A 25,828-nucleotide genomic window follows, 5' to 3' on the forward strand; every position below is an offset into this window, starting at 1 on the left:
TATGCCAACAGTACAAACTACAAAACTCTGTATGCATCTAATTACTGCTAGATGGTTAAATAGAGGCCTATAGAAAAGCTGGGGCTGGCCAATACCCTTCTTCCCGAGGCCGCAAAACCTACAGCAGTAGAAAGTCCAAAACTCTCTTTTATCCTGTAATTGAGTTCCGGAGTAATGGCCAGGTATTCAATATTGTTAGAGAAAATTCCATTGGAAGGAGTTTCTACATCGCTGCCATTGTTGAAGGTGTTGACACTATACACTTTTAAAGCTCCGGATAATCGGCTTGTAAGACTATGCCCCACCTCAACACCCCAGCGCCATTCATCGCTGAAATTGTTGCTCCTGTTATTAAACGCCAGTAAGGTGTTGACATAGCCCTTTCCCTGATTAATGCCCCGACTCGCCTCCAGGCTTATCATTGTATTAAACTCACCGTCTCCTGTTTGCAGCACCCCTGTTTGGCCCCCGGCATCGTTTCCAAAAGGCAGCCCGAAAGTAACCGAAGCACTCATTACAACAGGTTTATTAGTAATGAGACCATATTTGAAACTAATGTCCGTATCGCCAAACGAGTTTACCGCATCTCCGGGAGCTATTTGATTACCATTGGCATCTACCTGCTCATTGAGGGTAGCTCTTGAAAAGAAAGGCACATAACCAATCACGGTAAGCTTATCCGTCAATCCGTACTCTCCATACAAACTGGTAATGTACACACTAGCCGTGGCAATGTCTATTATCTCCCCATTAGGAGCATAATAGCTTCCTGAGCGAATGACATATTGGCTCCATTTAAAATACCCCTTTCCTTTTGGCGAAGGCCATCCGCCACCCGCAAAGCTCAATTGCACCAGCAACCCTAGCCCTATTATTAACACAATCTTCTTCATATCCACCTATTCAATTTTCTAATCGGCCTGCACCAAATACAGCCCCAAAGGGCTTACAATACACTAACACATGGTTGTATGAAAACAAGCGCACATTATCTATGCTGGTCTCATACACCTGCATACCGGAATTAGACTTTAGCCTACCCATCTCAAAGCCGCCCGTTACCGACCTTTCGTTATTCGATAAAAACACAAAAAGTCCGGGTCCGTTAGATGAACTAAAGTTTTGAAGAAAGGTAAGGCGCAGCTTATCATCTACCTCCTCCAACACAAACTGACCATTTACGCTGTAATCGTTTACCCCCATAAACCTACCCATGCGCTGGTTATTCCCAACTTGTGTTTCGGAAGCCGCTGCCACATCAATAGAATCGGCTGCGCCATTGTAGCTTGCTCTAATGCGCACGCTTCCCGGCATAATGGCTTCGGCAAGGCCCGTATCATCTACACTTATCACTTCAGGGTTACTGGAACTCCACGAAATCATTGAAGCTTCCATTTCTCCAAAACGATTAAAAAACTCAGCCATTAACTGATAAGATTCTCCAACCGCAATGCTCTGCAGTCGCGTATTAATGCTCACCCTTTCCGGCACCAATAGCTCATCTACCACATCGGTGCCCACACAGGCCGTCAGAAGCGTAGTACAACTGACGATTAAAAAAAGCTTTTTACTTTTCATGAACTGTTTAACCCAAACCGTGGAATTTTTGTGACAATCAATTGGTTGCAAATGACAACCGAACGACATTTGACAAGTTAAAACCACTAGCATCGTTTACCTATGACAACTGCTTTTGACCAACTGAACGACAACGCACGCATCTGGATATTCCAATCTTCGGCACCTATTGACCCAGGTATTGAGCAGGTTCTGCTGGATGAAATTGATGCCTTTTTGAAAAAATGGGCTGCTCATGGCGCTGATCTTATGGCTTCTGCCACCCTATTACACCGTCAGTTTATTGTGCTGGGCATCGATGAACAGTTCAACATGGCCAGCGGCTGTTCCATAGACAGTATGATGCGGTTTATGCAAGAACTAGCCGAAAAGCACAACCTGAACTTGTTCGACCGAACTCTGCTGGCCTTTCTGAAGCAGAACAAAGTGGAGACGGTAGAGTTAAAAGCACTAAAGTCGCTCATAGCACAAGGCTATTTTGAAAATGGTGTGTTATTTTTCAATAATACCGTTCAAACCAAAGGCGACTTACAAAAAAACTGGTTGGTAAAACCAGAGGAAAGTTGGCTCAAAAGATACTTTGATAGTGCAAAAAGCGTATTATAAGATAGCTTTTGGGAATTTTGCCCTAATTTACCACATATGAAGACGAAAAGCTTCTTGATGACTCTGGCCACGGTAATCGTATTGCTGGGCTGTAGTTCGAGTAAAAACTTTCTGGGAGTACAAGAAGAGCCTAAAAAGGTGGCTCCACGCCCTTCAAACCCTTCTGTAGGTCAGCCCCAGAATGCTGCCGATGTATTGGCCAAAGAACCGGAAAAAACCACTCCTAAAATTCTGCGAAGCTATGTTGAAGACCAGAATTACACACAGGCCATTAAAGAGTTTCAGGCGGCCCTGAGCCAAAATCCTGATGCCGCAGATATTAACTTCTACACAGCCGAATCGTATCGAAAACTTGGCGACCTCAGAGCCTCTACCCCCTATTATGAAAAGGCCATTGCCGGAGGTTTCGAAGATGAAGAATTGGAGCTAAACTATGCTCAGGCTCTGAAGGCCAGCGAAGAGTACGACAAAGCTCGTGAGGTACTAAGCAACTATCTTAACTATGCTTCTTTGGAAATTTACCGCGACAGAGCCCAAAGAGAACTAGCCAATTTGACCAAATTGGATAGTATCAGCCTGTATGTTCGAGATGTAGACCTCAAACCACTCGAATCCATCAACTCCGATCAATCTGAATACAGCCCGTTTTTCTACAACAACAAACTCTATTTTGTCAGTACCCGGGAGGCTACTACCTTCCAACGCTATGGCCTTCCTTTTAGCGATATATTTAGCGTAGACCTCGATGGCCTGAGTCCAAAAGCAGAAACGCTGAGCAAATTGCCCGACCTGTTTAACTCTGCTAATATTAACGAAGGTCCTATAGCCTTTTCACCCGATGGAAACACCGTTGTGTTCGCCAAAGGCAACCCTGAAGGCAAGAAAGAAAGAAGAAGTGTAGACTTATATGTGGCTACAAAACGCAATGGTGAGTGGTCTACCCCAGCTCCGATGCCCATTAACAACCCTCTGGCCTGGGATACCTCTCCTGCTTTTAATCAATCGGGTACAACTATTTATTTTGCCTCCGACAGACCCGGAGGCTACGGTGGCTCGGATATCTACAGAGCAACCATTAACGCTCGCGGCCGCTGGGCCGATGTTACCAACATGGGACCAGATATTAACACAGCCGGAGATGAAGTCTTTCCTTACGTTTCACCAGACAACAAACTCTATTTTGCCTCCAATGGACATGCCGGTTTCGGTATGCTCGACCTGTTTGTTGCTGAAAATAAAGGAGGCGTAATTACAGTAAAAAATATGGGGCCATCCTTCAACTCCAGTTCCGATGACTTTGGGCTTGTGTACAGCGACTTTCCGTTCGAAGGTTTCTTTAGTTCCAACAGGCCGGGAGGCAGTGGTGGAGACGATATTTATAGCTTCGTAGATAACTCAAGCGATTTAAAAACCATCACTTACACACTCAAAGGCACAACCTACCGCATTAATGAAGACAGCACACAAAGCATATTGGGTGATGTTCGTGTAAAGCTACTCGATGAAAATGAGCAACTGGTAGACGATGTACTTAGCAGTCGAGGAGGGTCATACAGTTTTAAAATTGACCCGGAAAAAAACTATACCATCATTGGCGAAAAGCAAGACTACTTCACCGCACGCAAGTTCTTTTCTACCGTAGGAGAAGGCATTCCACAAGAGGAGCTTGTTGAACGCTTCAATGAAAAAGTATTCAATGAAGATATTGCTCTGGATCCAATAATTCTCGAAAAGGCTATTGTGCTCCAAAATATTTACTACGACCTCAACCGTGCTGAAATCCGAAGTGATGCAGCGGTAGAGTTGGACAAATTGGTTCAGATATTAAAAGATAACCCGAACATACGTATTGAACTGAGCTCCCACACCGATGCCCGTTCAGATGACGACTACAACCTCGACCTCTCGCAACGCAGAGCACAAGCAGCGGTAGACTATATTGTTTCCAAAGGTATTTCGGCCGACCGTCTGATTGCCAAAGGCTATGGAGAGTCGCAGTTGGTAAATGGGTGTACCAATGAGCGAATTGATGAGTGTACGGAAGAGGAACATCAGCAAAACCGAAGAACAGAGTTTAAGGTAATAGAATACGAAAGAAACTAGCCTGACAGGTCACCCACTTCATGGTGTGGGTAGCTTTGGCCTGACCAATACGTATTCAAATACCGTTCGTTTGGAGCAAGCCTTCCCCTTTTCGTGGGAAAGACGATAAAATTTTACTTTTGAGGCAACCTCTTCTTATTTTTGAGCCACTAACCATTCGATAATGAGCGACAGATATATGCAAAGGGGCGTGTCAGCGTCTAAAGAAGATGTTCACAATGCCATCAAAAACCTCGACAAAGGCATTTTCCCCAATGCATTCTGCAAAGTGGTTCCCGATCTAATTGCCGGAGACCCCGATTATTGCAACATTATGCATGCTGATGGAGCCGGCACCAAGTCTTCACTTGCCTATTTATACTGGAAAGAAACCGGAGACCTAAACGTATGGAAAGGCATTGCCCAAGATGCCATAATCATGAACATAGACGACCTGCTTTGCGTAGGTGCCACCCAAAACATATTGCTCTCTTCTACCATTGGCCGTAACAAAAATCTGATTCCGGGAGAAGTCATATCCGCCATTATCAATGGCACTGAAGAGGTTCTTCAGATGATGAGAGACAATGGTGTAAACATAATATCGACCGGTGGAGAAACAGCGGATGTGGGCGATTTGGTGCGCACAATTATTGTAGACAGCACCGTAACGGCCCGTATGAAGCGAGCGGAGGTAATTACCAACGAAAATATTAACCCCGGGCAGGTTATTGTCGGCCTGGCCTCATACGGTCAGGCCAGTTATGAAGAGGAATACAACGGTGGAATGGGCTCAAACGGGTTAACTTCTGCCAGACATGATGTGTTCCACCACTCCATAGCCGAAAAATATCCGGAAAGCTTTGACCCCTATGTACCCAAAGAGTTGGTTTACTCGGGCTCAAAAAAACTTACCGACCCTGTGGAGGGCTCTCCCTTAGATGCCGGTAAGTTGGTCCTTTCTCCCACCAGAACCTATGCCCCTATAGTAGTAGAAATACTTAAAAACCTCCGCCAGGAGATTGGTGGAATGATACACTGTAGCGGTGGAGCTCAAACCAAAGTGCTTCACTTTGCCAAAAACGTACACATTGTTAAAAACAATCTTTTCCCCATACCTCCACTATTCAAGCTCATTCAATCAGAAAGTGGTACCGAATGGAAAGAAATGTACAAGGTTTTTAACATGGGCCACCGAATGGAAATCTATATTGATGAAAAACATGCCAACGACATTATAGCGATTAGCAAAAGCTATAATGTTGATGCAAAAATTATTGGCCATGTTGAAAGCTCTTCTTCCACCAGCTTAACCATTGAAAATCAGGGCCAAAAGTTCTCATATTAAGCCCTAAAATTATGGCAAACCGCAGTGTTTAGCTATATTTACAATTCTCGACCTAATGTTTAACATTTAGTCGTCACCTAAACACTACAGACTTGGTATTTGAATCTTTCAAAAGATTTCAGAGGCTTGCCTTTGCAAGTGTGCTTATATTGCTTTGCTATGTTGACGAGCTGTCAGGTCAAACGGCCATTACCAGCGCCACCTTCAACAATGTAACCACTGGCCTTACCACTTCCAGTTATACTGCCACTTCCCCTTCCGATGCCAGTGGAGGAATTTCTCCCAACACCACCTATACCGTTCGCTATGGTCAAACGCAAAACCAATTCATTACCAGCTATACACTAGGTACCACCACCTACAATAACTTTGTACTTCCTGATACGCTAATTATTCAGCGCACCGATGCCGGCAGGCAGCTCATCATCTTTTATGAATATGGCAGTTTAGATACCGGTCCAAATCCGGATGAAATAAACATTCAACCCGAACAGCAGGACAATGAAGAGGCTCTCTATCAAAGTGGCCTTTCCAATGCCGGATACGACAATATATTGGTAAACTCAGCCACCAACTTTGCCAATGTGGAGCGGGTAGATGTGATCTACTTTTCGGGCATTGTAACCTCTACTCCGGCCAACGCGGTTTTTCCCATAGTAGAGCGAGGAGGAAATGACGACATCCGCGTGGCAGCCATTAGAGGCTTAGATGCCAACGGGGTACCCAACGACTATTACCCAACAGTGGTTAGGGTGAGAGATAATGATGGAGACTGGGGTAGTCTTGGACAAAACCATACGTCTATTGTTATGCGAAGACAAGACGCCACGTCCAACCCACTACCACAAACCGTATTAGGGTCACAGGTACTCCATGGCACAGCCATAGACTTTACAGAGTTTGGTATTGGGGCTGACGAGATCGTTTACGGATACTCCATTTTTGGAGATGACGTCACAGTAACAGGCAGCGATCTGGTAGACTTCAGCAACGCAACCAACTACCCAACCAACACAGGTTCAGGTTCCGGACTAGACCTTATTGCCGGTATTTCTACAGCCGTGGCCAGTGACGATAATCTAAGAAAGGCCACCGGGCCGGGAGGCTACAAAGCAGCACTCAACACCTGGCTCAAAGCCAACGTAGGAGTTACCACTTCCACTGACGGAAGTAACGTAACCGACTGGCAAGATCAGTTCTTGGGCGACCATGACGCTACCACACTGGGGACCTCGCCAACTTACCGAGATGGCACAGCCAGTGCTCTTCAGGATATTAATTTTAACCCCACTATCGACTTTCTGTCGGCCACTGAAACCGGGCTTCAAATAGCCGATAATACAGACTTCAACACCGCAACCTCTTACGAAAGAAAGAGCATTAACATAGCCTTTCGTACGGGAGATGACGTAACCGTAAAGCAGCAAATATATGAGCAGGGAGGCGCTACCCGCGGGCTCAACGTTTACTTAAGAAGCGGTACCCTTTACGTTGGAGCCTGGAACGAAGCTTCTGACGGAGCAGGTTCCCCGTGGTCGTTCAATACCGTATCGTCTTCCATATCTACAGACACAGAATACATTGTCACTATAGAGCTAGATGGTAACAACACCACTACCGGCAGTATGAGGGTTTATCTAAACGGCCAATCGATAGGTACTCTTTCAGGAGTTGGTCTGCTTTATGCCCACGGTGACGACATCGGAATTGGCGATGTGGCCGGAGGCTCTCTTTATGATGATGGCACCACGGCAGCGGCATCGTTTTACGGTAGCATACCAGAAATTATTTATTGCAACGAGCCCAGTGGTTTCAGCAGTTCGCAGCGCAACCGAATCGAAAGCTATCTGGCACTGAAGTATGGCATAACCCTAGACCAAAGTACTCCTGTAAACTATGTAAACTCTGCAGGAAGCGTGATTTTCAACACCACTATCAACGCCTCATCGGGTGGATTCTTAGAATACAACAACGACATTGCAGGCATTGGCAGAGACGATGAGTCTGAGTTTATACAACTAAGCTCTCAGAGCGAGAATTCCGGCAGCATTGTACGCATGGATAGAAACAGCGCCATTGGTACGGACGATACCTGGCTCATTTGGGGTAACGATGGTGGATCTACAACACCAAGCAGAGCAGTGACCAAGCCCGATGTCATCAATGAGAGACTTCCACGTGTTTGGCGCGTGGCCGAAGAAAACTCTGTAGGTGTTACCGATGTATCGTTTGATTTGACAGGTCTTGGCTTAGGGACTAATGCAGATGATTTTTCGCTGCTGATAGCCGGAGCATCTTCGGGAGGAGATTTCTCCAGTGCTACGGTAGTTACAGGAGGCACATTCAGTGGCGATGTAATAACCTTTACTAACGTAAACCTCTCCGATCTTCAATACTTTACTTTGGGAACTCAGTTTTTTATCTGTACTCCCGGCAATGTGCAAGACGGACTCTCTCTTTGGCTAAAGGCCGATGCCGAAACCTACAACACCGGAACCACAGCCGCCACCAACGGCCAAACCGTAGAAACCTGGGGAGACCAAAGCAGAAATAATTTTGATGCGACCAACGATGGAGGCACAACTAACAGAGCACCAACCTGGGTAGAAACCGATGTAAACTTTAACCCGGGTCTAAACTGGGGAGCCGGTACCAACGATATAGGGTTCAACCTGGGGAGCAATTACATTTTTGCTCCGGCCGCCAATGGCGGAGCCCATATGTTTTCATCCGTTCAACCCGAGAATACGCTTACCGGGGGCGACCGAAACAACAAATGGATTGTTAACTTCGGAAGCGTCAATGCATCAGCATACGGAATAGCGGCCTATGCCGACCGGGGAAATATAGTCGCTGATGGTAAGGACAACTTCAACATTTCTCCGACAGCCAGCAACTTTATTGCTGAGGGAGACATCAATACCAATGCCGGAACTGCCGACACCAAAACCTATAAAGTAGATGGTTTTACAGAAAACACGAGCACTGGGGTAGATATAGATATAGACGACTCCGGCATATCAGAGGCCAGCACTCATGGCTCTAATCAGGGCCCTGTATCCATTGGTCGTCAATCTCAGTCCAACGGGCTCGATAACAACTCCGGACGTAGGTTCTTTGGAGACATGCAGGAGGTAATTGTATACAATGAAGATATCTCCGAACTGGATGCTCAAAAAATACGCAGTTACCTGGCCATTAAGTACGGAACAACCCTGACCAATGACAACGATGCCGATGCCGTAATCAACGAAACCATATCGGGAAGTGTGGTTGAGGGAGACTATGTAGCTTCCGATGGCAGCACCATTGTATTCGACTATAGCGATGACACGGGTTTTGTTTCAAATATAGCCGGCATAGGGCGTGATGATGACACCTGCCTGGAGCAAAAGCAGTCAAGATCTGTCAATAGTGATGCTATACTAACTGTAGGCTTGGGTGAAATAGCCACTAACAATGCCTCTAACCCTAACTCTTTTGCCAGTGACCTTAGTTTCTTTACCTGGGGCAGCGATGGAGCAAGCACCGAATATGCCAGCAGAACCACCAACGGAACTCCCGGCACGGTAACGGAGCGAATGCTCAGGGTATGGAGAGCACAAGAAACGGGTACTGTTGGGGCCACAGATATATCCTTCGACCTTACCGGACTAACCGGATACTCCACAGACGCTGGAGATTACCAACTCATTGTAGCCAATGGAGGCGACAACACCTCTTTAGAAGCAGGTTCAACCATTACGGGAGGAACATTCAACGGCACTGTATTAACCTTCAACAATGTGAACCTTAGCGATGGAGATTACTTTACCTTGGGAGTAGCCTCTGAGCAATGTGGCCCGGGAGGAGTTTCTACCAACCTCCAGCTCTGGCTTCGGGCCGACCAGGGTACCAATACCACTACCGATGCCTCAGATGTGACCAGTTGGGGAGACCAGTCGGGCAATTCTTTCAATGCCTCAGCTACTAACGCCCCGGTATACAACGAGAACAATTTAAACTTTAATCCATCCATTGACTTTACTGCGGCCAACTCAGACAACATGCAAATTGCTGACGGAACTAACCAAAGCCCCGATGAACAAGCTGTATTTCTGGTGGGCTCCATTGGGTCGGGCTCTGATAGCTGGGCACCGTTTGTGATGAAAACAGCCTCATTCGACTGGCCTAATGGTTGGGGACTTGCCAGAAACAACAACACTACCGAAATCTATTATCACAAAGACGATTACACCAGCAACAACAGCGGAACCGACTATGCCAGCAGGAGCATCACTTATGATCAAGCCAATATTCATGTGGCTTTTAAAGACGCTACCGACTACAACTACAGTCTTGATTTGGGTACAACCGACACAGACTTACCCGGTTCTACCTATCAAAGCTCAAACAATGTAATTTTCCTTGGGGCCTCTCCAAGTGGTTCCGGAACCTCCAACAACACTACACCAAATGCCTTTCTAGACGGTAGTATATCCGAGGTAATTATGTTTAATGATGAACTTACTGCCACGCAAAGACAGCAGGTGGCCAGCTACCTGGCCATTAAGTATGGTATTACACTAGATCAAACCACAGCTACCAACTACTTGTGGTCTGATGGAACTACGGTGATTTGGGATGCCACTACCAATGCCGGCTTTAACAATGACATTGCCGGTATAGGAAGAGACGACATAAGTTGCTTTAGCCAAAAACAATCGCGGAGCATTAATTCAGATGACATAATAGCCATTGGTTTAGGGTCTGTAGAAACTTTAAATGCCGATAACATTAATGTATTTGACGACAACGGAGACTACCTGGTATGGGGCAATGATGGTGGAACCACTGCCCAGGCTACTGCCGAAACTTCTGATGTACCCGCCACTATAGCCGAGCGCATGGAGCGCATTTGGAGAGTTGAAGACACGGGCAACGTAGGTGAAACCGAAATACAGTTCGACCTCAACGGATTGGGTTATGGCACTGATGCCTCGGACTTCCGTCTGCTCATTGCCGGGAGTGGAAGCGGAGGAACCATGTCTGGAGCCACGTTGGTTTCAGGAGGAACCTTCAATGGTACAACCTTAAGTTTTTCGGGCATTGATCTGGCCGATGGCGAGTATTTTACTTTGGGAGTGATAGAACAGTGTGGTCCGGGTGGAGTGAATACCAATCTGGCCCTTTGGTTAAGAGCCGATCAGGAAGTATACTCCGATGCCGGCACTACCCTTGCCTCCAATGGCGACAACACCTTGCAGTGGAACGATCAAACTACCTTCAACAGAAACGCTTCCGAAAACAATGGTGGTGGAGGATCTGTAATTGAACCAGTATATAACACCGAAGTAATCAACTACAACCCTGCCATATTCTTCTCTGACCAAAACACCACCAACAACTCCTATTTACAAACAGGCACATCGACCAACACTGTAGATGGCGACATGTCTTTGGTTGCCGTGTTTACCACCAACCAAAACCAGGGAACCAATGATCAGATTGATAACACCCCGGCTTTAATCGGGGCAGAAGACAATACCGCATCGGACGACTACGGGCTGGGGGTTTACCAGGGAGAGGTAGTATTTAATGCAGCCAACACCAACACATTCACTGCCCGAAGTACCACCACATATAATGATGGCGAGCCCTATATTGCTACCGGCACACGCGTGCAGGCAGCATCTGGTGCAGTAGCTCTTTATGTAAACAGTCTCAATGTAGGCAATGGCACTTCCGATGCCGTGGCCCTGGATGAACCAGATTCCTGGGCCATAGGAAATCAGAAAGACTATGACAATGAGGCTCAGTTTCAGGGTAACATTGCAGAGGTAATCGTGTTCTCATCGGTATTAACAGCCGAAGAGTTGGCTAGAGTAGAAAGCTACCTTGCGCTAAAGTATGGCATTACCCGAACCAACAACAACGATAACGATGGCACCACCAACGAAATCATTTCCGGTGCCATTCGGGAGGGTGACTATGTAGCGGCTGACGGTGGAGTTGTTTGGGACTATGCCGCCAGAGGAGCTACATACTTTAACGACATAGCCGGCATTGGGCGCGATGACCTTTCATGCTTTAATCAAACCCATTCAAAAAGCGAGAATAATGATGCCATTGTAGACATAGCCATTGCCTCGTTTGTCGACAACGACTCCTATTTTATTTGGGGAAATGACAACGCGCCCATCGAATCGCCCAATAACAACGAAAGGCCGGCCGGAATTAACAGCCGCCTCAACCGTGAATGGCAGGCCCAGGAAACCGGCACCGTGGGCACCGTATCCGTTACTTTCGATTTACAGGACATAACCGGCACACCACTGGGTGATAATAACCTCACTCAAGTGCGCCTGATGATCACTACCGATGGAGATTTTAGCTCTGGTGTAACATTGGTTTCTCCAGCGTCCATTGACGCAGTAAATGAAACAGTAACCTTCAATGTGGATTTTGATGGTACAACCGGTTATTACTTTACCTTAGGCTCTGAAGAAGTAGATGCTCTGCCAATAGAGCTCCTTCGCTTTGATGTGCGCAACCATGTAGATGGTGTAGAACTGAGCTGGATTACTACCTCAGAAACCAACAATGCTTACTTCACAGTTCAACGAAGCACTAATGGCCTTGATTTTGAAGACATTGAGCAAATAGAAGGAGCGGGCAGCTCAGAAGAAGTGAATCGATATAAATACCTGGACAATAATGTGAGGGCAGGGAAATATTTTTACCGACTGAAGCAAACTGATTTTGGAGGAACTTTTAGCTACAGCGAAATTCGAGGAGTTCTGGTGCCCGTTGAAAAAAACCTTACACTAACGATCTTCCCCAACCCTAATAGTAGCCGACTACTCAACTACCGATATAGCGTAGACTCTAACGCCACCAGGATACAAATCAGCATTTTTAATAGTCAGAGTCAGGTGGTTGTTGACCATACAGAATCGGTGACCGGAGAGACCCGTCAGCTCGATATTAGCGGATTGGCACCCGGCCTGTATTTTGTTCGTTTGAGAGCCGGAAGCCAAACACTGACCAAGCAGCTTATTGTAAGATAAAGCAACACGAGTAGTCGACCAAAACGACCAAAGAGTAGAAATATTACTTTGGGCTATTGTTATGTCTTGAAATTTACCCATCTTTACAGCCCTTTCACCGATAATTTTTTGCAGATCACCACTAATAATCTGCATTTCGACTCGACCCAAGAATTCAGACCACTTAATGAATAATAAACAAATGGTTGAAGACCATGGTGGGAAAACTACTCCCTATCCGTGGCCAAAAGGAGAAAAATGGCTACTAAGCTGTTCAAATACTACTTGCTTTCACTTTTCAATGCAACAAGGGTTTCTTTAGTCACTCTATTTGCACTGAGCGGCCTTTGCATATCTTTTGCGCAGACCGGCATTTCCACCATCAACACTACCAACATTACCGGTACTTCTACCAACTACACTGCCACCGCTCCCAGCGATGCGGCCGATGTAGGAGGAAACAACGTAGTGGCCAATAATGAATACCGCGTAAATAACGGGCAAAACAATAACATCAGAGTTACCTCATATGTGGTTTCGGGTACAACATATGACAACTTTCTTGTGCCCGATACAGTGGCCATTCGAAGGACAGACGGTAGCCGGTTCATTAACATTTGGTACGAACTCATAAATCCAATTCCCGTACCTGGCGGTGGGCTAGAAGACATTGACCTTGGCCCCGATGCTGTTGAAGATGCTGACCTTATCTATAAAAACAGAAATATTAACTCGGGCTACGACAACATTCTTGTCAATGAAGATGATGAAGGAGCAGGAACCATTCAGGCACAGACCGAACGAGTGGACATTATTTGGTACACAGGTATAACCACTTGTGAACCGGACAATGCCATATTCCCGGTAATTGAACGAGGAGGCAATGACCGTTTCCAAATGGCTGCCATTACCTCACTCGATGCGAATGGCGATCCGGACGAGTTCACTAGTCTGGTGGCTGTTGAAGATGCCGACTGGCCGGGAACAGGCTCTTCTTTTGACAACTTTCTTATTCTCAGGAGACAAAATTTTGGCGATGACCCACTTCCACTTCTGGACATTGGTACCAACAGGGGGCAGTCGGCCCAAACGGTGCAAGGTGTAGCGGTTTCGTTTACGGAGTTGGGCATTACAGCCAATCAGGTGGTATACGGATACTCGCTTTTTGGCTATGATGTAAGTGCAGCCTCTCATGACCTGACCGATATCTCTACCTTTCCTTCTACCACCCTGGCAAGCGAGGGCGGGCTAGACCTGGTAGCCGGAGTAACAGCAGCCGTATCTTCAGACAACTGCCTTACCCCAGCCGTAGGCCCCGGAGGCTATAAGCAACCATTGGCCACCTGGCTTAAGGCTAATGAAACCGATGAGGTGACCAATAATACCGAAGGTTCGTCCGTGTCGTTGTGGGAAGACCACTGGACCGGTGGTCATGACTTTTCTACCGGAGCCGGAACACCCACCTACCGACTCACCACCAGCCAAATCAATTTCAACCAAACTGTTGATTTTACCACTTCCTCAACCTCTCTAACCACAGGAAACAACGAAGACTTCAACTCTTCTTCGTTCTACACTAAAAAAGGTATCAACATTGCCTTTAGAACCGGTAATGCATTCGGCTTTACCAACCGCCAGGTGATTTACGAGCAAGGCGATGAAACTCGAGGCATAAATATTTACATGCGTTCAGGCAACTTGCATGTAACCGCCTGGAACCGAAACTCTGACGGGTCGGGTGCTCCCTGGAACAATGGAGCCAACGTAACTACCATTTCAAGCAGTACCTTAAGCGCCAGTACGGAATACATTGTTACTTTAGAACTGAACGGAAACAGCTCCGGCACCGGTACTCTCACGGCCTACTTAAACGGGCAAAGCATAGGAAGTATTTCTAATGTTGGGCTCCTATATGATCATTCCAGTGGAGACATTGTACTGGGTGGAGCCGGAAGCGGTGATGGCACCCAATTCGATGATACCACTACAGATACCAATGTAAACTCATTCAGAGGTCAAATCTCTGAGTTCATTTACTGTAATGAACCCAGCACCTTTCCGGTAACCCAAAGAAGAAGAATTGAAAGCTACCTGGCCATTAAATATGGTATTACCCTAGATCAGTCTACAGCCATCAGTTATTACAATTCCAATGGCAACATAATATTCAACACCTCAGCAGCGGCCTCTATTGGCGGCTATCTGGAATACAACAACGACATAGCCGGAATTGGACGTGACGATGGCTCTGAACTTGAGCAACTACAATCAAGAAGCGAAAACCTCAACTCCATCATTACAATGAGTCGATCCACATCTTTCCCTAAAGACAATACCTGGTTGATTTGGGGAAATGACGGAGCCGCAGTGACCGATACCGAAACTTCTGATGTACCCCCAACCGTTCAGCAGCGTATTGAGCGAATATGGAGGGTAGCCGAAACCAATTCTTCCGGTAATGTGACCATCTCGTTCGATCTTTCTGAATTATCAGTCTCAGGCAGTCCGGGTCAAGATGATTACAGCCTTATTATTGCCGGCAACTCATCTGGTGGAGCCTTCACAAGTGCGCGAGTCATTACGGGCGGTACGGTATCGGGCAACACACTAACCTTTGAAAATATAGCCTTTGAAAATGGTGAATACTTCTCTCTTGGAACCGGATTCATTACTTGCGGGCCGGGAGGAGTTACTTCCAACCTAAACTTATGGTTGAAAGCCAACCTGGGACCTAATACCCTGACCAACGGGGCTTCCGTTACTACCTGGGCCGACAGGGCTGGAAGCAATGATGCCACTGATGCCGGTAACCCACCGAGCTTCCTTTCGAATGCTATAAACTTTAATCCGGCTATTGATTTTGATGGAACCAATGACAGACTGGACGGTTCCGCTGGTTTCTATTCAAACGGATACTACCTTGTTTTAACCCCAACAAACGACATTGACAATACGGTATTCCAAACGCCACTAGGTTTCGATGCAAGCACTGCTTCTGCCAATGTAAACCTGGGTGGTTTTATTATGGGTAATGCTTTCGGCATTGGAGATATACTCAGTCACGCCATTGGAGTAACCGGTGGCGGAACTCGCCACGTGCGCTACTACAACAACTCCAGTTACGTGTTTAACGGAGGCGAAACGCTGCTCTTCCAAGTGAGAGATAATTCCGGAGCTACTTCGAATGACATTTATCTCAATGGGGCCGTTATTACAGACGCCTCAAACTCTTCCGGTCTGGTCAGCGTAAGCGATGAAGCCTATTCTGTTGGCGACCTTGAACCCAACAACGGTGCCGGGCCGGCCTCTGCCCTATTCTATGGAAACATAGCTGAGGTAATCTCTTACAACGCCAGACCAACTGATGCCGAAAACGACAGGATTGAGTCCTATTTGGCTCTAAAGTACGGTATTACCCTTGACCAGTCTACCGCAAGAGATTACGTAAACTCATCGGGCACCACTATTTGGGACGGAACTTCGGCCAACGATCTATACGATAGTGATGTTGCCGGTATTGGTCGTGACGACAATGCATGCCTTGAACAGAAACAGTCGAAAAGTATTAACAGTGGCTCTATAGTTACCATGGGTCTGGGAGAAATTAGCACCTCTAACGCCTCCAATACGAACAGCTTTAGTGCCAACAACTCCTTCCTTATTTGGGGAAATGACGGTGGAGCAGCCAACACTCCATTTAACACCGTAAGTCAGTTGCCGGGCAATGTGACCGAACGGTTAGGAACTATTTGGAGGGTTGATGAGACCGGAACAGTAGGTGATGTCTCCATCTCCTTCGATCTTACCGGACTCACCAGCTACACTAGCCGAAATAACTCTGACTATCAGCTCATCATAGGGCCAAACTCGCTCACTCCGGGAACCTCAGATCTCTCTTCGGCCAGCACATACTCAGGCGGTGTTTTCGATGGAGACGTAATTACTTTTAACAACATAGATTTTGGTGATGCAGAGTATTTTACCCTGGGTACAGCCAGAGAAAGTTGTGGCCCTGGAGGTGTAACCGCTGCTGCCGGTTCAATGAGCGACAATATTGAGCTCTGGCTCAGGGCCAATGAAGGGACCAATACCACTACTGATGGAGCCAACATAACCAGTTGGAGTGACCAAAGCGGCAACGCACGAGATGCTGCTACAGCCAATTTAGGCGGCTCTAGCCTGGTATCACCTACATTCGAAACCAACGAATTTAACTTTAACCCGGGTATTCGCTTCTACGACCCTAGCTCAACCAATGGAGTCTATATGCAAACCTCGGGCAGTCATTCTGTAAGTGGCGACATGTCTATTATTGTTGTCTTTAAATCAGGTCAGGCCTTTGGCTCTTCTACTGACTTTGAAGATGCTCCGGTTTTCTTAAGCACAGGAACCAACTCAGTTACCACCGATTATGGTGTGGGTATAGCCTCTGGCCGACTGCACGCCAACCTGGATAACAACTCAACATTAACCGCTCGATCGGGAACCTCTCCTTTGTATAACACTTTAGAGCCGTTTATTACAACCGTAACGCGGGAGCAGGCCGCATCGGGAGCTGTAAACCTATATGCCAATTCGGCCAGCGTAAACTCACTGTCTAATACCTCCTCTAATACGGCTCTTAATGCAGCAACCACCTGGGCCATAGGCAACCACGTGGACGGAAACGTGAGCTCTCAACTCAGTGGACGTATTGCCGAGGTACTGGTCTTCAGCGAAATTCTTACTGCAACTGAGCGTCAGCGAATAGAATCTTATCTGGCACTGAAGTATGGAATTACACGCGATGTAGCTTCGCTGGGCGCTTCGGAACAAGACTATCTGGCCTCAGACGGAAGCACCATTTTTTGGGACTGGAGCGAAAACACTAGCTACAATAGCGATATTGCAGGCATTGGTAGGGATGATGGAAGCTGCCTGGCGCAAACCATCTCCAAAAGTGAAAATGACGATGCCATGGTAACCATGCAAGTGGCCTCTTTCGGAACGGATAACTCCTTCTTACTTTGGGCCAACGACAATGCAGCCATTGAAAACCCGGACAACGAAGAGTTTAACCGGGCCAGTTATAGCAGCAGGCTTAACCGCGAGTGGAGAGTGCAAGAAACAGGCACCGTGGGAACTACAACCATTACCTTCGACTTATCTAACGTAAGTGGTCCTTCCGGGCTTGCCACAAACAACCTCAACCAGGTGGTAATGTTGGTAGATTCAGACGGGGATTTCTCTAGTGGCGAAACCGCCATTACATCTAGCTCCGTTGATGCGGTGAACAAAACCATTACCTTCCAATACAACTTTACTGACGGGCAGTTCTTTACCCTGGCCTCTTATGAAGCATATGCCCTTCCAATTGAGCTACTTTCTTTCAATGCCTCTGCCATTTCCGATCAGGTATTCCTTTCATGGACGACCAGTTCGGAAACCAATAACTCTCACTTCTCTATAGAAAGAAGTACCAATGGTGAAACCTTTGAGTCCATTGGTGAAATTGAAGGTGCCGGAAACAGTGCTATGGTAATACGGTATAAGTTTACTGACCGCTCTCCGGAGCCAGGTAGAAACTTCTATCGACTCAAGCAGTACGATTACAACGGAAATTATAGCCATACTGAAACCAAAAGCGTTTTAATAATCCACAATGCGGAATATCGACTGAGCATAAGACCAAACCCAGTTAGAAAAGACGAAAAAGTTATCATAGAATATAAAGTTCCATCAAACACAACAGCCCATCTGTCCGTTATAAGCATGCAAGGACAGGTGCTTATTAGTGAAAAACTCAACACTGATAAGAGCGAGTACACAGCTGAGGCAAGTATTTTCTCGCAAGGAGTATACTTGGTAACTATAAAAACAGCAGAAGGCAAAAGGCTAACGGAGCGGTTAATTGTGACCAATTAGCCAAATTTGCCCGAAATTACTTCCCACCATGAAGTAGCTGTTCCAATATTGGGAAAAAATTGCTGGTCAATTGTTTTAGAATTCCCATTAAATCCTCCATTTTTGTGGCTCTGACCTCAACCTATCCTTTTTGGCACAGAATTGCGTACCTCAACCTTGCAGTTTCAAAGTGCCGTGTACAACCATAACCATATTAATTTGAATACTGCTTTTGATTAAAGCGAATGACTGAGGTAAGACTAATGGTGCCCTTTGGTGCCCACCTAAATGTTGGACTACTCACCATGAGAAGAGCGTTTTTCTTACTCAGCTTATTGCTATTGGCCTTAGTTTCCAAAGCTCAAACGGGCATAAGTGCCATTAATGTTACCTCTGCTACTCCAACTAGCTCCTCATACTCACAAACAGCTCCCAGTGATGCGAGCAACGACATTCAGCCGCTTTCTTCTTACACCATTAACAATGGTCAGGGTAACAACCTAAACATTAGTAGCTACACCGTTAGCGGAACAACTTACAACAACTTCCTAACTCCCGATACGCTGGCCATTAGACGAACAGACGGTAGCCGGTTCATTAATATTTGGTATACATTAATCACCGACCCTAACCCGGGCGGCAGCCCCACGTTTTCCTTAAACCTGGATCCTGAGGCAGTAATTGACGCTGACGAAATCTATAAACTAAGGTCGGTAAATGCCGGGTATGACAATATTTTGGTAAATGTGGATGATCAGGCGGGTGGTAGTATCCAGGCTCAAACCGAGCGTGTAGATATTATATGGTACACCGGCATTGTAACCTGCGAACCTGACAATGCTATTTTTCCTGTAGTAGAACGTGGCGGAAATGATGAAATAAAAGTAGCGGCCATCACTTCACTCGACATAAACGGAGACCCCGATGGCTATTCCAGCATGGTGTTAATTCAGGATTCGGATTGGCCGCAAGCAGGCCAAACCTTTAACAACTACCTTATTCTACGAAGGCAAACGGTGGGGCAGAACCCACTGCCGCTCATTAACATTGGTACTTTTGTCGGCCAGACATCGCAAACGGTTCAGGGAGTGGCCGTTTCATTCACTGAGTTGGGCATTGCCCCTAATCAGGTAGTTTATGGTTACTCTATCTTTGCTTCAGACGTAGACGATGCTGTTCACGATTTAACAGACATTTCAACCTTTCCTACCAATACAACTGCGGCCAACTCAGGGCTCGACCTTGTGGCCGGAGTAACCGCGGCTGTTTCTTCCGATGAGTGTCTTACTCCTGCGATAGGCCCCGGAGGTTACAAAGCCGCACTCGCCACCTGGCTAAAAGCCAATGAAACGGATGATGTAACTACCTCCACAGAAGGTTCTACAGTTACTGACTGGCAAGACCACTGGATTGGCAATCATGACTTTACTACTGATGGAACAGCCCCGCTTTATAGAAGCACATCTTCTACCATCAACTTTAACGAAACGGTAGATTTTACCACTACCAACAGAGGCCTTACCACCACGAACAATACTGATTTTAATACCTCTACCTTCTACACTCGCAAGGGAATCAACTTTGCGTTTAGAACAAATACCACCGACATTACTACCCGACAGGTGATTTATGAGCAAGGTGGTGCTTCAAGAGGGATTAACATTTACATTGAAAGCGGAAGTTTGCATGTGCATGCATGGAACAGAAACAACGATGGTGCCGGTGCACCTTGGAACACTTCGGACAACACCATTAGTACTTCTATTGCAGCCAATACAGAATACATTCTAACCGCAGAGCTTGATGGCAACAGCTCTACTACCGGTGCACTCCGAGCCTATCTCAACGGACAAAGTTTTGGTACACTCTCTAATGTAGGGTTACTTTACACTCATACGGGAGACATCACTTTTGGCCGTTCCGGTGGTGGAACACGCTACAGCAACGGATCGGAAAGCAACAACAATAGCTTTAGTGGCGAGATTTCTGAGTTTATTTACTGCAACGAACCCGGGTCGTTCCCATTGGCTCAACGCAACAGAATAGAAAGCTATCTGGCCATAAAATATGGCATTACGTTAAACCAAAGTTCACCCTACAACTACGTGAATGCAGCAGGAGAAGTAATATTCAACACTACTCTGAATGCCTCATTAGGTGGCTATTTAGAGTTCAACAGAGACATTGCCGGTATTGGCCGAAACGATGCTTCTGAACTTGACCAGAGAGAATCGCGTAGCGAAAACTTTAACTCTATTGTGACCGTGAACAATGGAGGCTCCTTCTCTTCAGACAATACCTGGTTTATTTGGGGTAACGATGGAGGCGATGCCAATGACTTGACTCCGGCAACAGATACTCCTCCACTAATCTCAAATAGAATTGACCGTGTATGGCGTGTTGCCGAAACCGGAGAAACCGGAAACAACAGCATTAGCTTCGACTTAAACGAAATTACATTTAGCGGCAGCCCAGGAGCAACAGATATTAGCCTTCTGGTAGCCAGCAACTCTTCGGGGGGTAATTTTTCAAGTGCAACCATACTCACTGGCGGAGTAATTGTAGGCAACACCATCACTTTCAGCAACGTTAACCTGGCCGATGGTGAGTACTTTACACTGGGCACCGGTTTCATTTCGTGTGCACCCGGTAATGTAGACACCAATCTTTCGCTGTGGTTAAAGGCCGATTTCGGCACCAATAGTACTTCTGGTGAAGTTACCTCATGGGCCGATCAGGCCGGTAGCAACAATGCCACCGGAACTACCGGAACCGTTCCAAGCTACTCGTCTAATACCATTAACTTCAATCCTGCTCTGGACTTTGATGGAGTTGATAACGTACTGACAGCCAACGCAGGCATGTCTACTCATGGCTACTACCTTGTTTTGGTACCAGATAACAACATTACCAGTGCCTCAGGATATCAGGTGCCTTTAGGTTTCGATGATTCTTCTGTGTCGCCTTCGAGCAGTATTGGAGGGTTTGCCATTGGCAACCTGTATGGTAGCATCGATGATATTATATCGCATACCGTAGGTAATGGTGCAGTGGGTTATGGTCGTCAGGAAATCAATAACCTTAAAACATTGAGCTCGGGTATTCCGCTAATGTTTGAGGTACGCGAAAACTCAGGAGCCTCTCAAGCCAATATTTCTCAAAACGGGCTGGCTGTTGATAACAACAACGGAGGAAGCTACCTGGCTGCAACCAATGAAGAATATGCCATTGGACGGTTTGAAACTCCTAACGACTTTAGTCTTACCGGGTTCTTTGATGGTAAAGTAGCTGAAATCATCTCCTACTCGGCCAGACCCAGTGATGCCGAAAGCGAGCGAATTCAATCCTATCTGGCCATTAAATATGGTATCACTATTGACCAGACTACCGGTCAAAACTATGTAAACTCAGCAGGCTCTACCATTTGGGATGCCACTACCAATGCCACCTATAACAATGACATTGCGGGCATTGGGCGCGATGACAACTCATGTCTTGAGCAAAAGCAATCGAAGAGCGTAAACTCAGGCAGCATAGTTACTATAGGCAATGGAGGCATCTATACAGACAATGCCACCAACCCGAATAGCTTCTCAGCCGACCAATCATTCCTTGTTTGGGGTAATGATGGAGCCGACCCGGCACAGTCTAACGCCAATACATTAGACGTTCCCGGCAACGTAACAGAGCGTATGGAAACCATTTGGAGGGTAGATGAAACAGGTACTGTTGGAAACACCTCTGTTTCGTTCGACTTAACAGGGCTGGGCTATTCATCTGTAGCCTCAGACTTCCAGCTTATTGTTTCTTCCAGTGCTACTATGGCCTCAGGAACCACTATCTCTGGAGGAACATTCAATGGCAACGTACTTACTTTCAATAATGTAGACTTTGCGGATGGCGATTTCTTTACGCTCGGAACAGCCCGCACGGCTTGTGGCCCCGGAGGAGTGACAACCGATTTGGCCTTGTGGCTTAAAGCCAATGAGGGCACCAGTACAACTACAGACAACACCGATTTGGCCTCATGGAACGACTTTAGCGGAAACAACAGAAATGCTGTAGAAACCAACATGGCGGGTGGAGCTCCGGTAGAGCCTACTTACCAAACCAACGAAATTAACTTTAACCCTGCTATTCAGTTTACTGATCCTAGTTCAAACAATGCCTCCTTCATGTTGACCACCAATGGAAACAATGTGAGCGGAGACTTTACTCTCATTACAATTTTCGAATCGGGACAAAGCGGTGGTAGCACTACTAATTTTGAAGATGCGCCAATATTGTTGGGTGCGGGTACTTCGGGCACGAACCTGGACTATGGATTAGGCTTCTCCGGAGGACGAATACATCTTAACGCTGCCAACAACCAGTCACTTACTGTGCGAAGTACTTCGGGAACATCTTACATAGACCTGGAACCTTATATGGTTACCGCCACGCGGGTTCAGTCGTCCGGAGCAGTGGCACTCTTTATCAACTCGGCCACAAACGCCACTGCTACAGGGGGCACCAACTCCTTCACCAACCCCACTGCCTTTGGTATTGGTAACAACCCGGACCCCACCGTTGGCTCGCAATTCAATGGAAGAATAGCCGAATCAATCGTATTCTCTGATGACCTAACGAGCAACGAAAGGCAACGGGTTGAATCTTATTTGGCACTTAAATATGGTATAACTCGCAATACCACGGCCGATTATTTGGCTTCTGATGGAGGAACCATTTGGAGCTATACTTCCGATGCGGCTTACAATAGCGACATTGCTGGTATAGGAAGAGATGATGGCAGTTGCTTGGTTCAACTGAAGTCGAAAAGTGAAAACAACGATGCCCTGGTAACCATGTCCATTCCTTCGTTCTCTGCAGACGATTCGTTCCTTATCTGGGGCAATGACAACGCGCCTATAGAAAACCCTGACAACAGAGAATTTAACAGTAGTCAGGTAAAGAGCAGGCTAAATAGAGAGTGGCATGTACAAGAAACCGGTACAGTGGGCAACATTACCCTCACTTATGACCTTTCGACCATTTCCGGACCCTCAGGAATTGGAACGAACAACCTCAATCAGGTAAGGCTTATGGTCGATGACGATGGAGACTTTACTTCGGGTGTAACCCTCATTTCTCCTTCGTCTATAAACGCTGCGGCAAAAACCGTTTCGTTTACTGTAAACTTTACCAACGGACAATACTTTACCCTGGGATCAGAAGAGGTGGCTGCACTGCCTATCGACTTAATTTCGTTTTCTGCCCGACTGCTTGAAATCAATACTGTTCGACTGCACTGGACCACTGCTGCAGAGCAAAACAATGCCTACTTTACAGTAGAGAGAAGTCAGGATGGACAGAATTTTGACGCCATAGGTATAGTTGAAGGTGCGGGTGAATCTTCGAGCATCAGAACCTATCAGCTTACTGACCACAACCCACCGCAAGGACTTACCTACTACAGGCTCAAACAAACCGATTTCAATGGAGATTCTGAATACTCAGAGCTAGTCTCTGTCTTTATTGAGTCCAGCCTTAATCACCAATATGTGCTTTACCCTAATCCGGTAAGTCTGGGTGAATCGGTGACTATACGCTATACGGTAGACAGGAATCAGGAAGTATTTATAGAAGTACTGGATATGAAGGGGCGTTCGCTTTACGGGCAAGAGCAGCTTCTTTCCGTCCGGGGTAGTTCATTGAGCATCCCTACCAAAGGGCTGAACCGGGGACTGAACCTTATAAAGATTACCGATAGCAACGGTCATACCACCACTCTCAAACTGCTGGTCGAATAGTTATCTTAAATCTTTTCGGACAAGTACCCGACTAAACACCAACTGACCATAAAAGTTTTCTTCCTGTAGGGTCAAGAAGCACTTGCTCAGTTTCTTCTTTATGGGTAACAACTTACTGGCCTGCAGCCTACTGAATAAACGAAAAAACAGAATCATTAAACGCACCAGAAGCTTTTGGCTTGTGGTGACGGGAATATCAAAATCTGTAACAATGAGTGTGGCTTCGGGAGTCATTAGCCGGTCTAGCTGAGTCAGAGCCTTTTCCAGATGGGTTTCGTCAAAACAGTCGAGAAAAAAATTACAGACCACCAGATCGTATTCACCACTGTGGGTAAAAAAATCCTCTGGTGTGTACCGCACATTCTGTAGCCATGCCCCACGTTTTTGAGCTTGTTTCAGCATAAGTTCTGAACGATCTAAGAAAGTAACTGAGCGGGCAAGTTGTAGCGATTGGTGTTGCAAAAGCTTCCCTGTTCCTCCACCAGCTATCAGCACGCGCTTGTCGGCACAGGTATTGCCCAAAAAACAAGTCTGTGCCAACAAAATAGACTCACCAAAAACCAACTTGGCCAAAAAGTCATAGATGGGAGCCACTCCATCGAATTTGTTGTGAGTCATAGCCAGAGAATCAGGGGTAAAAAGAAAATTCCATCGGCCAGCACTCTGTATAGTTGATACCGGCCAAAGAGCCTTTGAAAGGCCAGCAAGATAACAAGTACCAAGGTCATAGCGAGAAGCACAAGTTCTTCATAAAATATGGCCGGCCAATTGGCCATCATCCAAAAGGCTATGAGCAAAACGAGTACTAGCAAGACAATTGCTGATTGGCGCACCGCTCTTTTGCCTCTTTGTGTAACTATAGAAAACTGGCCATCTGAAAGGTCAAGCGAAAACTCATAGAGAGGAATCACCATAAGATTAACCAATGCTAAAAGGAATATTTGCAAGATCACCAGCATTTCGTGCCTATTTACCTGCTCGGCAAGGCTCAAAGGGGCTAGAGAAACACCGGCAGTATATATAAGAGCAGCCAGGTACTCTTTACGTAGCGAGTGTTTTGAGAAATGCAGATAGGCAAAATAAAGGGCCACCAATATAACCAATACACTACCAAACAAGATCGTGCGTTGCGGAAGACGAAACAGATTCCAAAGGCCTAGCCCAAACGCTACCAGCACACCTATTATCAGTTCCTTTTTGTATTTGCGATGAAAAGCGTGCCGGGGGTTAAGCACTGGCAACTGCGAGTGCATAGCATCTTTGAGGTGATCCAAGGTGTAAATAAGCCAAATGGCAATGGCCAGGCCAATAACCATTGACACAGTTAGTGCTACTCCTAAAAGGTGAGCCACAAAAAAGCTCATAACCACCGCTCCAGCCGTAATGTCTAAACTCAGGTTTTGTACAAAATGAATAACTCTACCCATAAGCCTGCACTGTGGAGCTTTTCTTATATGATCATAAAAAAACCCCGAAACAAGTCGGGGTTTAATTTATCATAATTGTTCGAATCT

Annotated in this window: 10 protein-coding genes; 6 read left to right on the forward strand and 4 right to left on the reverse strand. The window is 46.4% G+C overall.

The window, feature by feature from the left end; all coding sequences use genetic code 11:
- Positions 1-47: 47 nt before the first annotated feature.
- Together IE164_RS02925 and IE164_RS02930 are read right to left on the reverse strand one after the other, a co-directional pair.
- Positions 48-893 carry a hypothetical protein gene (locus tag IE164_RS02925; RefSeq protein ID WP_189628682.1) on the reverse strand — a complete coding sequence of 282 codons (846 nt, stop codon included), beginning with the start codon at positions 891-893 and terminating at the stop codon, positions 48-50.
- 10 nt (positions 894-903) lie between these two features.
- Positions 904-1,578, reverse strand: coding sequence for a DM13 domain-containing protein (locus tag IE164_RS02930; RefSeq protein WP_189628683.1), 675 nt, complete (start codon positions 1,576-1,578; stop codon positions 904-906).
- A gap of 102 nt (positions 1,579-1,680) precedes the next feature.
- On the opposite strand from IE164_RS02930, the gene IE164_RS02935 reads away from it, so the two are divergent.
- The 6 genes from IE164_RS02935 (at position 1,681) to IE164_RS02960 (ending at position 24,314) form a co-directional block, all read left to right on the forward strand.
- Complete coding sequence (locus IE164_RS02935) at positions 1,681-2,184, forward strand: hypothetical protein (RefSeq protein WP_189628684.1); 504 nt, start codon at positions 1,681-1,683, stop codon at positions 2,182-2,184.
- 36 nt (positions 2,185-2,220) lie between these two features.
- Positions 2,221-4,287 (forward strand): CHU_0125 family OmpA-like outer membrane integrity protein, encoded by a 2,067-nt coding sequence (locus tag IE164_RS02940; protein ID WP_189628685.1) that lies wholly within the window; start codon positions 2,221-2,223, stop codon positions 4,285-4,287.
- 163 nt (positions 4,288-4,450) lie between these two features.
- Positions 4,451-5,614, forward strand: coding sequence for an AIR synthase related protein (locus IE164_RS02945; RefSeq protein WP_229838500.1), 1,164 nt, complete (start codon positions 4,451-4,453; stop codon positions 5,612-5,614).
- Positions 5,615-5,754: 140 nt separating this feature from the next.
- A complete protein-coding gene (locus IE164_RS02950) occupies positions 5,755-12,663 on the forward strand; it encodes a DUF8202 domain-containing protein (RefSeq protein ID WP_189628686.1) in 6,909 nt (2,302 codons plus the stop codon).
- Between the two features lie 237 nt (positions 12,664-12,900).
- Positions 12,901-18,546, forward strand: coding sequence for a T9SS type A sorting domain-containing protein (locus tag IE164_RS02955; RefSeq protein ID WP_189628687.1), 5,646 nt, complete (start codon positions 12,901-12,903; stop codon positions 18,544-18,546).
- A 224-nt stretch (positions 18,547-18,770) separates the two neighbouring features.
- Positions 18,771-24,314: a DUF8202 domain-containing protein gene (locus IE164_RS02960; protein WP_189628688.1), complete on the forward strand. Its 5,544-nt coding sequence runs from the start codon at positions 18,771-18,773 to the stop codon at positions 24,312-24,314.
- On the opposite strand, the gene IE164_RS02965 is transcribed toward IE164_RS02960, so the two are convergent.
- Both IE164_RS02965 and IE164_RS02970 read right to left on the reverse strand, forming a co-directional pair.
- On the reverse strand, positions 24,315-24,932 hold the full coding sequence (locus IE164_RS02965; RefSeq protein WP_189628689.1) for a class I SAM-dependent methyltransferase: 618 nt from the start codon (positions 24,930-24,932) through the stop codon (positions 24,315-24,317). It lies immediately after the preceding gene.
- A complete protein-coding gene (locus IE164_RS02970; RefSeq protein WP_189628690.1) occupies positions 24,929-25,741 on the reverse strand; it encodes a hypothetical protein in 813 nt (270 codons plus the stop codon). The genes IE164_RS02965 and IE164_RS02970 overlap by 4 nt, the downstream gene beginning before the upstream one ends.
- Between the last annotated feature and the right edge of the window lie 87 nt (positions 25,742-25,828).

The sequence above is a fragment of the Roseivirga thermotolerans genome, assembly GCF_014653175.1.
GTDB classification, from domain to species: Bacteria; Bacteroidota; Bacteroidia; order Cytophagales; family Cyclobacteriaceae; genus Roseivirga; species Roseivirga thermotolerans.

What these genes read in the sequence shown, in the direction of transcription:
- IE164_RS02925 (WP_189628682.1), bottom strand. Translation starts at nt 893, where the DNA reads ATGAAGAAGATTGTGTTAATAATAGGGCTAGGGTTGCTGGTGCAATTG.
- IE164_RS02930 (WP_189628683.1), bottom strand. Translation starts at nt 1,578, where the DNA reads ATGAAAAGTAAAAAGCTTTTTTTAATCGTCAGTTGTACTACGCTTCTG.
- IE164_RS02935 (WP_189628684.1), top strand. Translation starts at nt 1,681, where the DNA reads ATGACAACTGCTTTTGACCAACTGAACGACAACGCACGCATCTGGATA.
- IE164_RS02940 (WP_189628685.1), top strand. Translation starts at nt 2,221, where the DNA reads ATGAAGACGAAAAGCTTCTTGATGACTCTGGCCACGGTAATCGTATTG.
- IE164_RS02945 (WP_229838500.1), top strand. Translation starts at nt 4,451, where the DNA reads ATGAGCGACAGATATATGCAAAGGGGCGTGTCAGCGTCTAAAGAAGAT.
- IE164_RS02955 (WP_189628687.1), top strand. Translation starts at nt 12,901, where the DNA reads ATGGCTACTAAGCTGTTCAAATACTACTTGCTTTCACTTTTCAATGCA.
- IE164_RS02960 (WP_189628688.1), top strand. Translation starts at nt 18,771, where the DNA reads ATGACTGAGGTAAGACTAATGGTGCCCTTTGGTGCCCACCTAAATGTT.
- IE164_RS02965 (WP_189628689.1), bottom strand. Translation starts at nt 24,932, where the DNA reads ATGACTCACAACAAATTCGATGGAGTGGCTCCCATCTATGACTTTTTG.
- IE164_RS02970 (WP_189628690.1), bottom strand. Translation starts at nt 25,741, where the DNA reads ATGGGTAGAGTTATTCATTTTGTACAAAACCTGAGTTTAGACATTACG.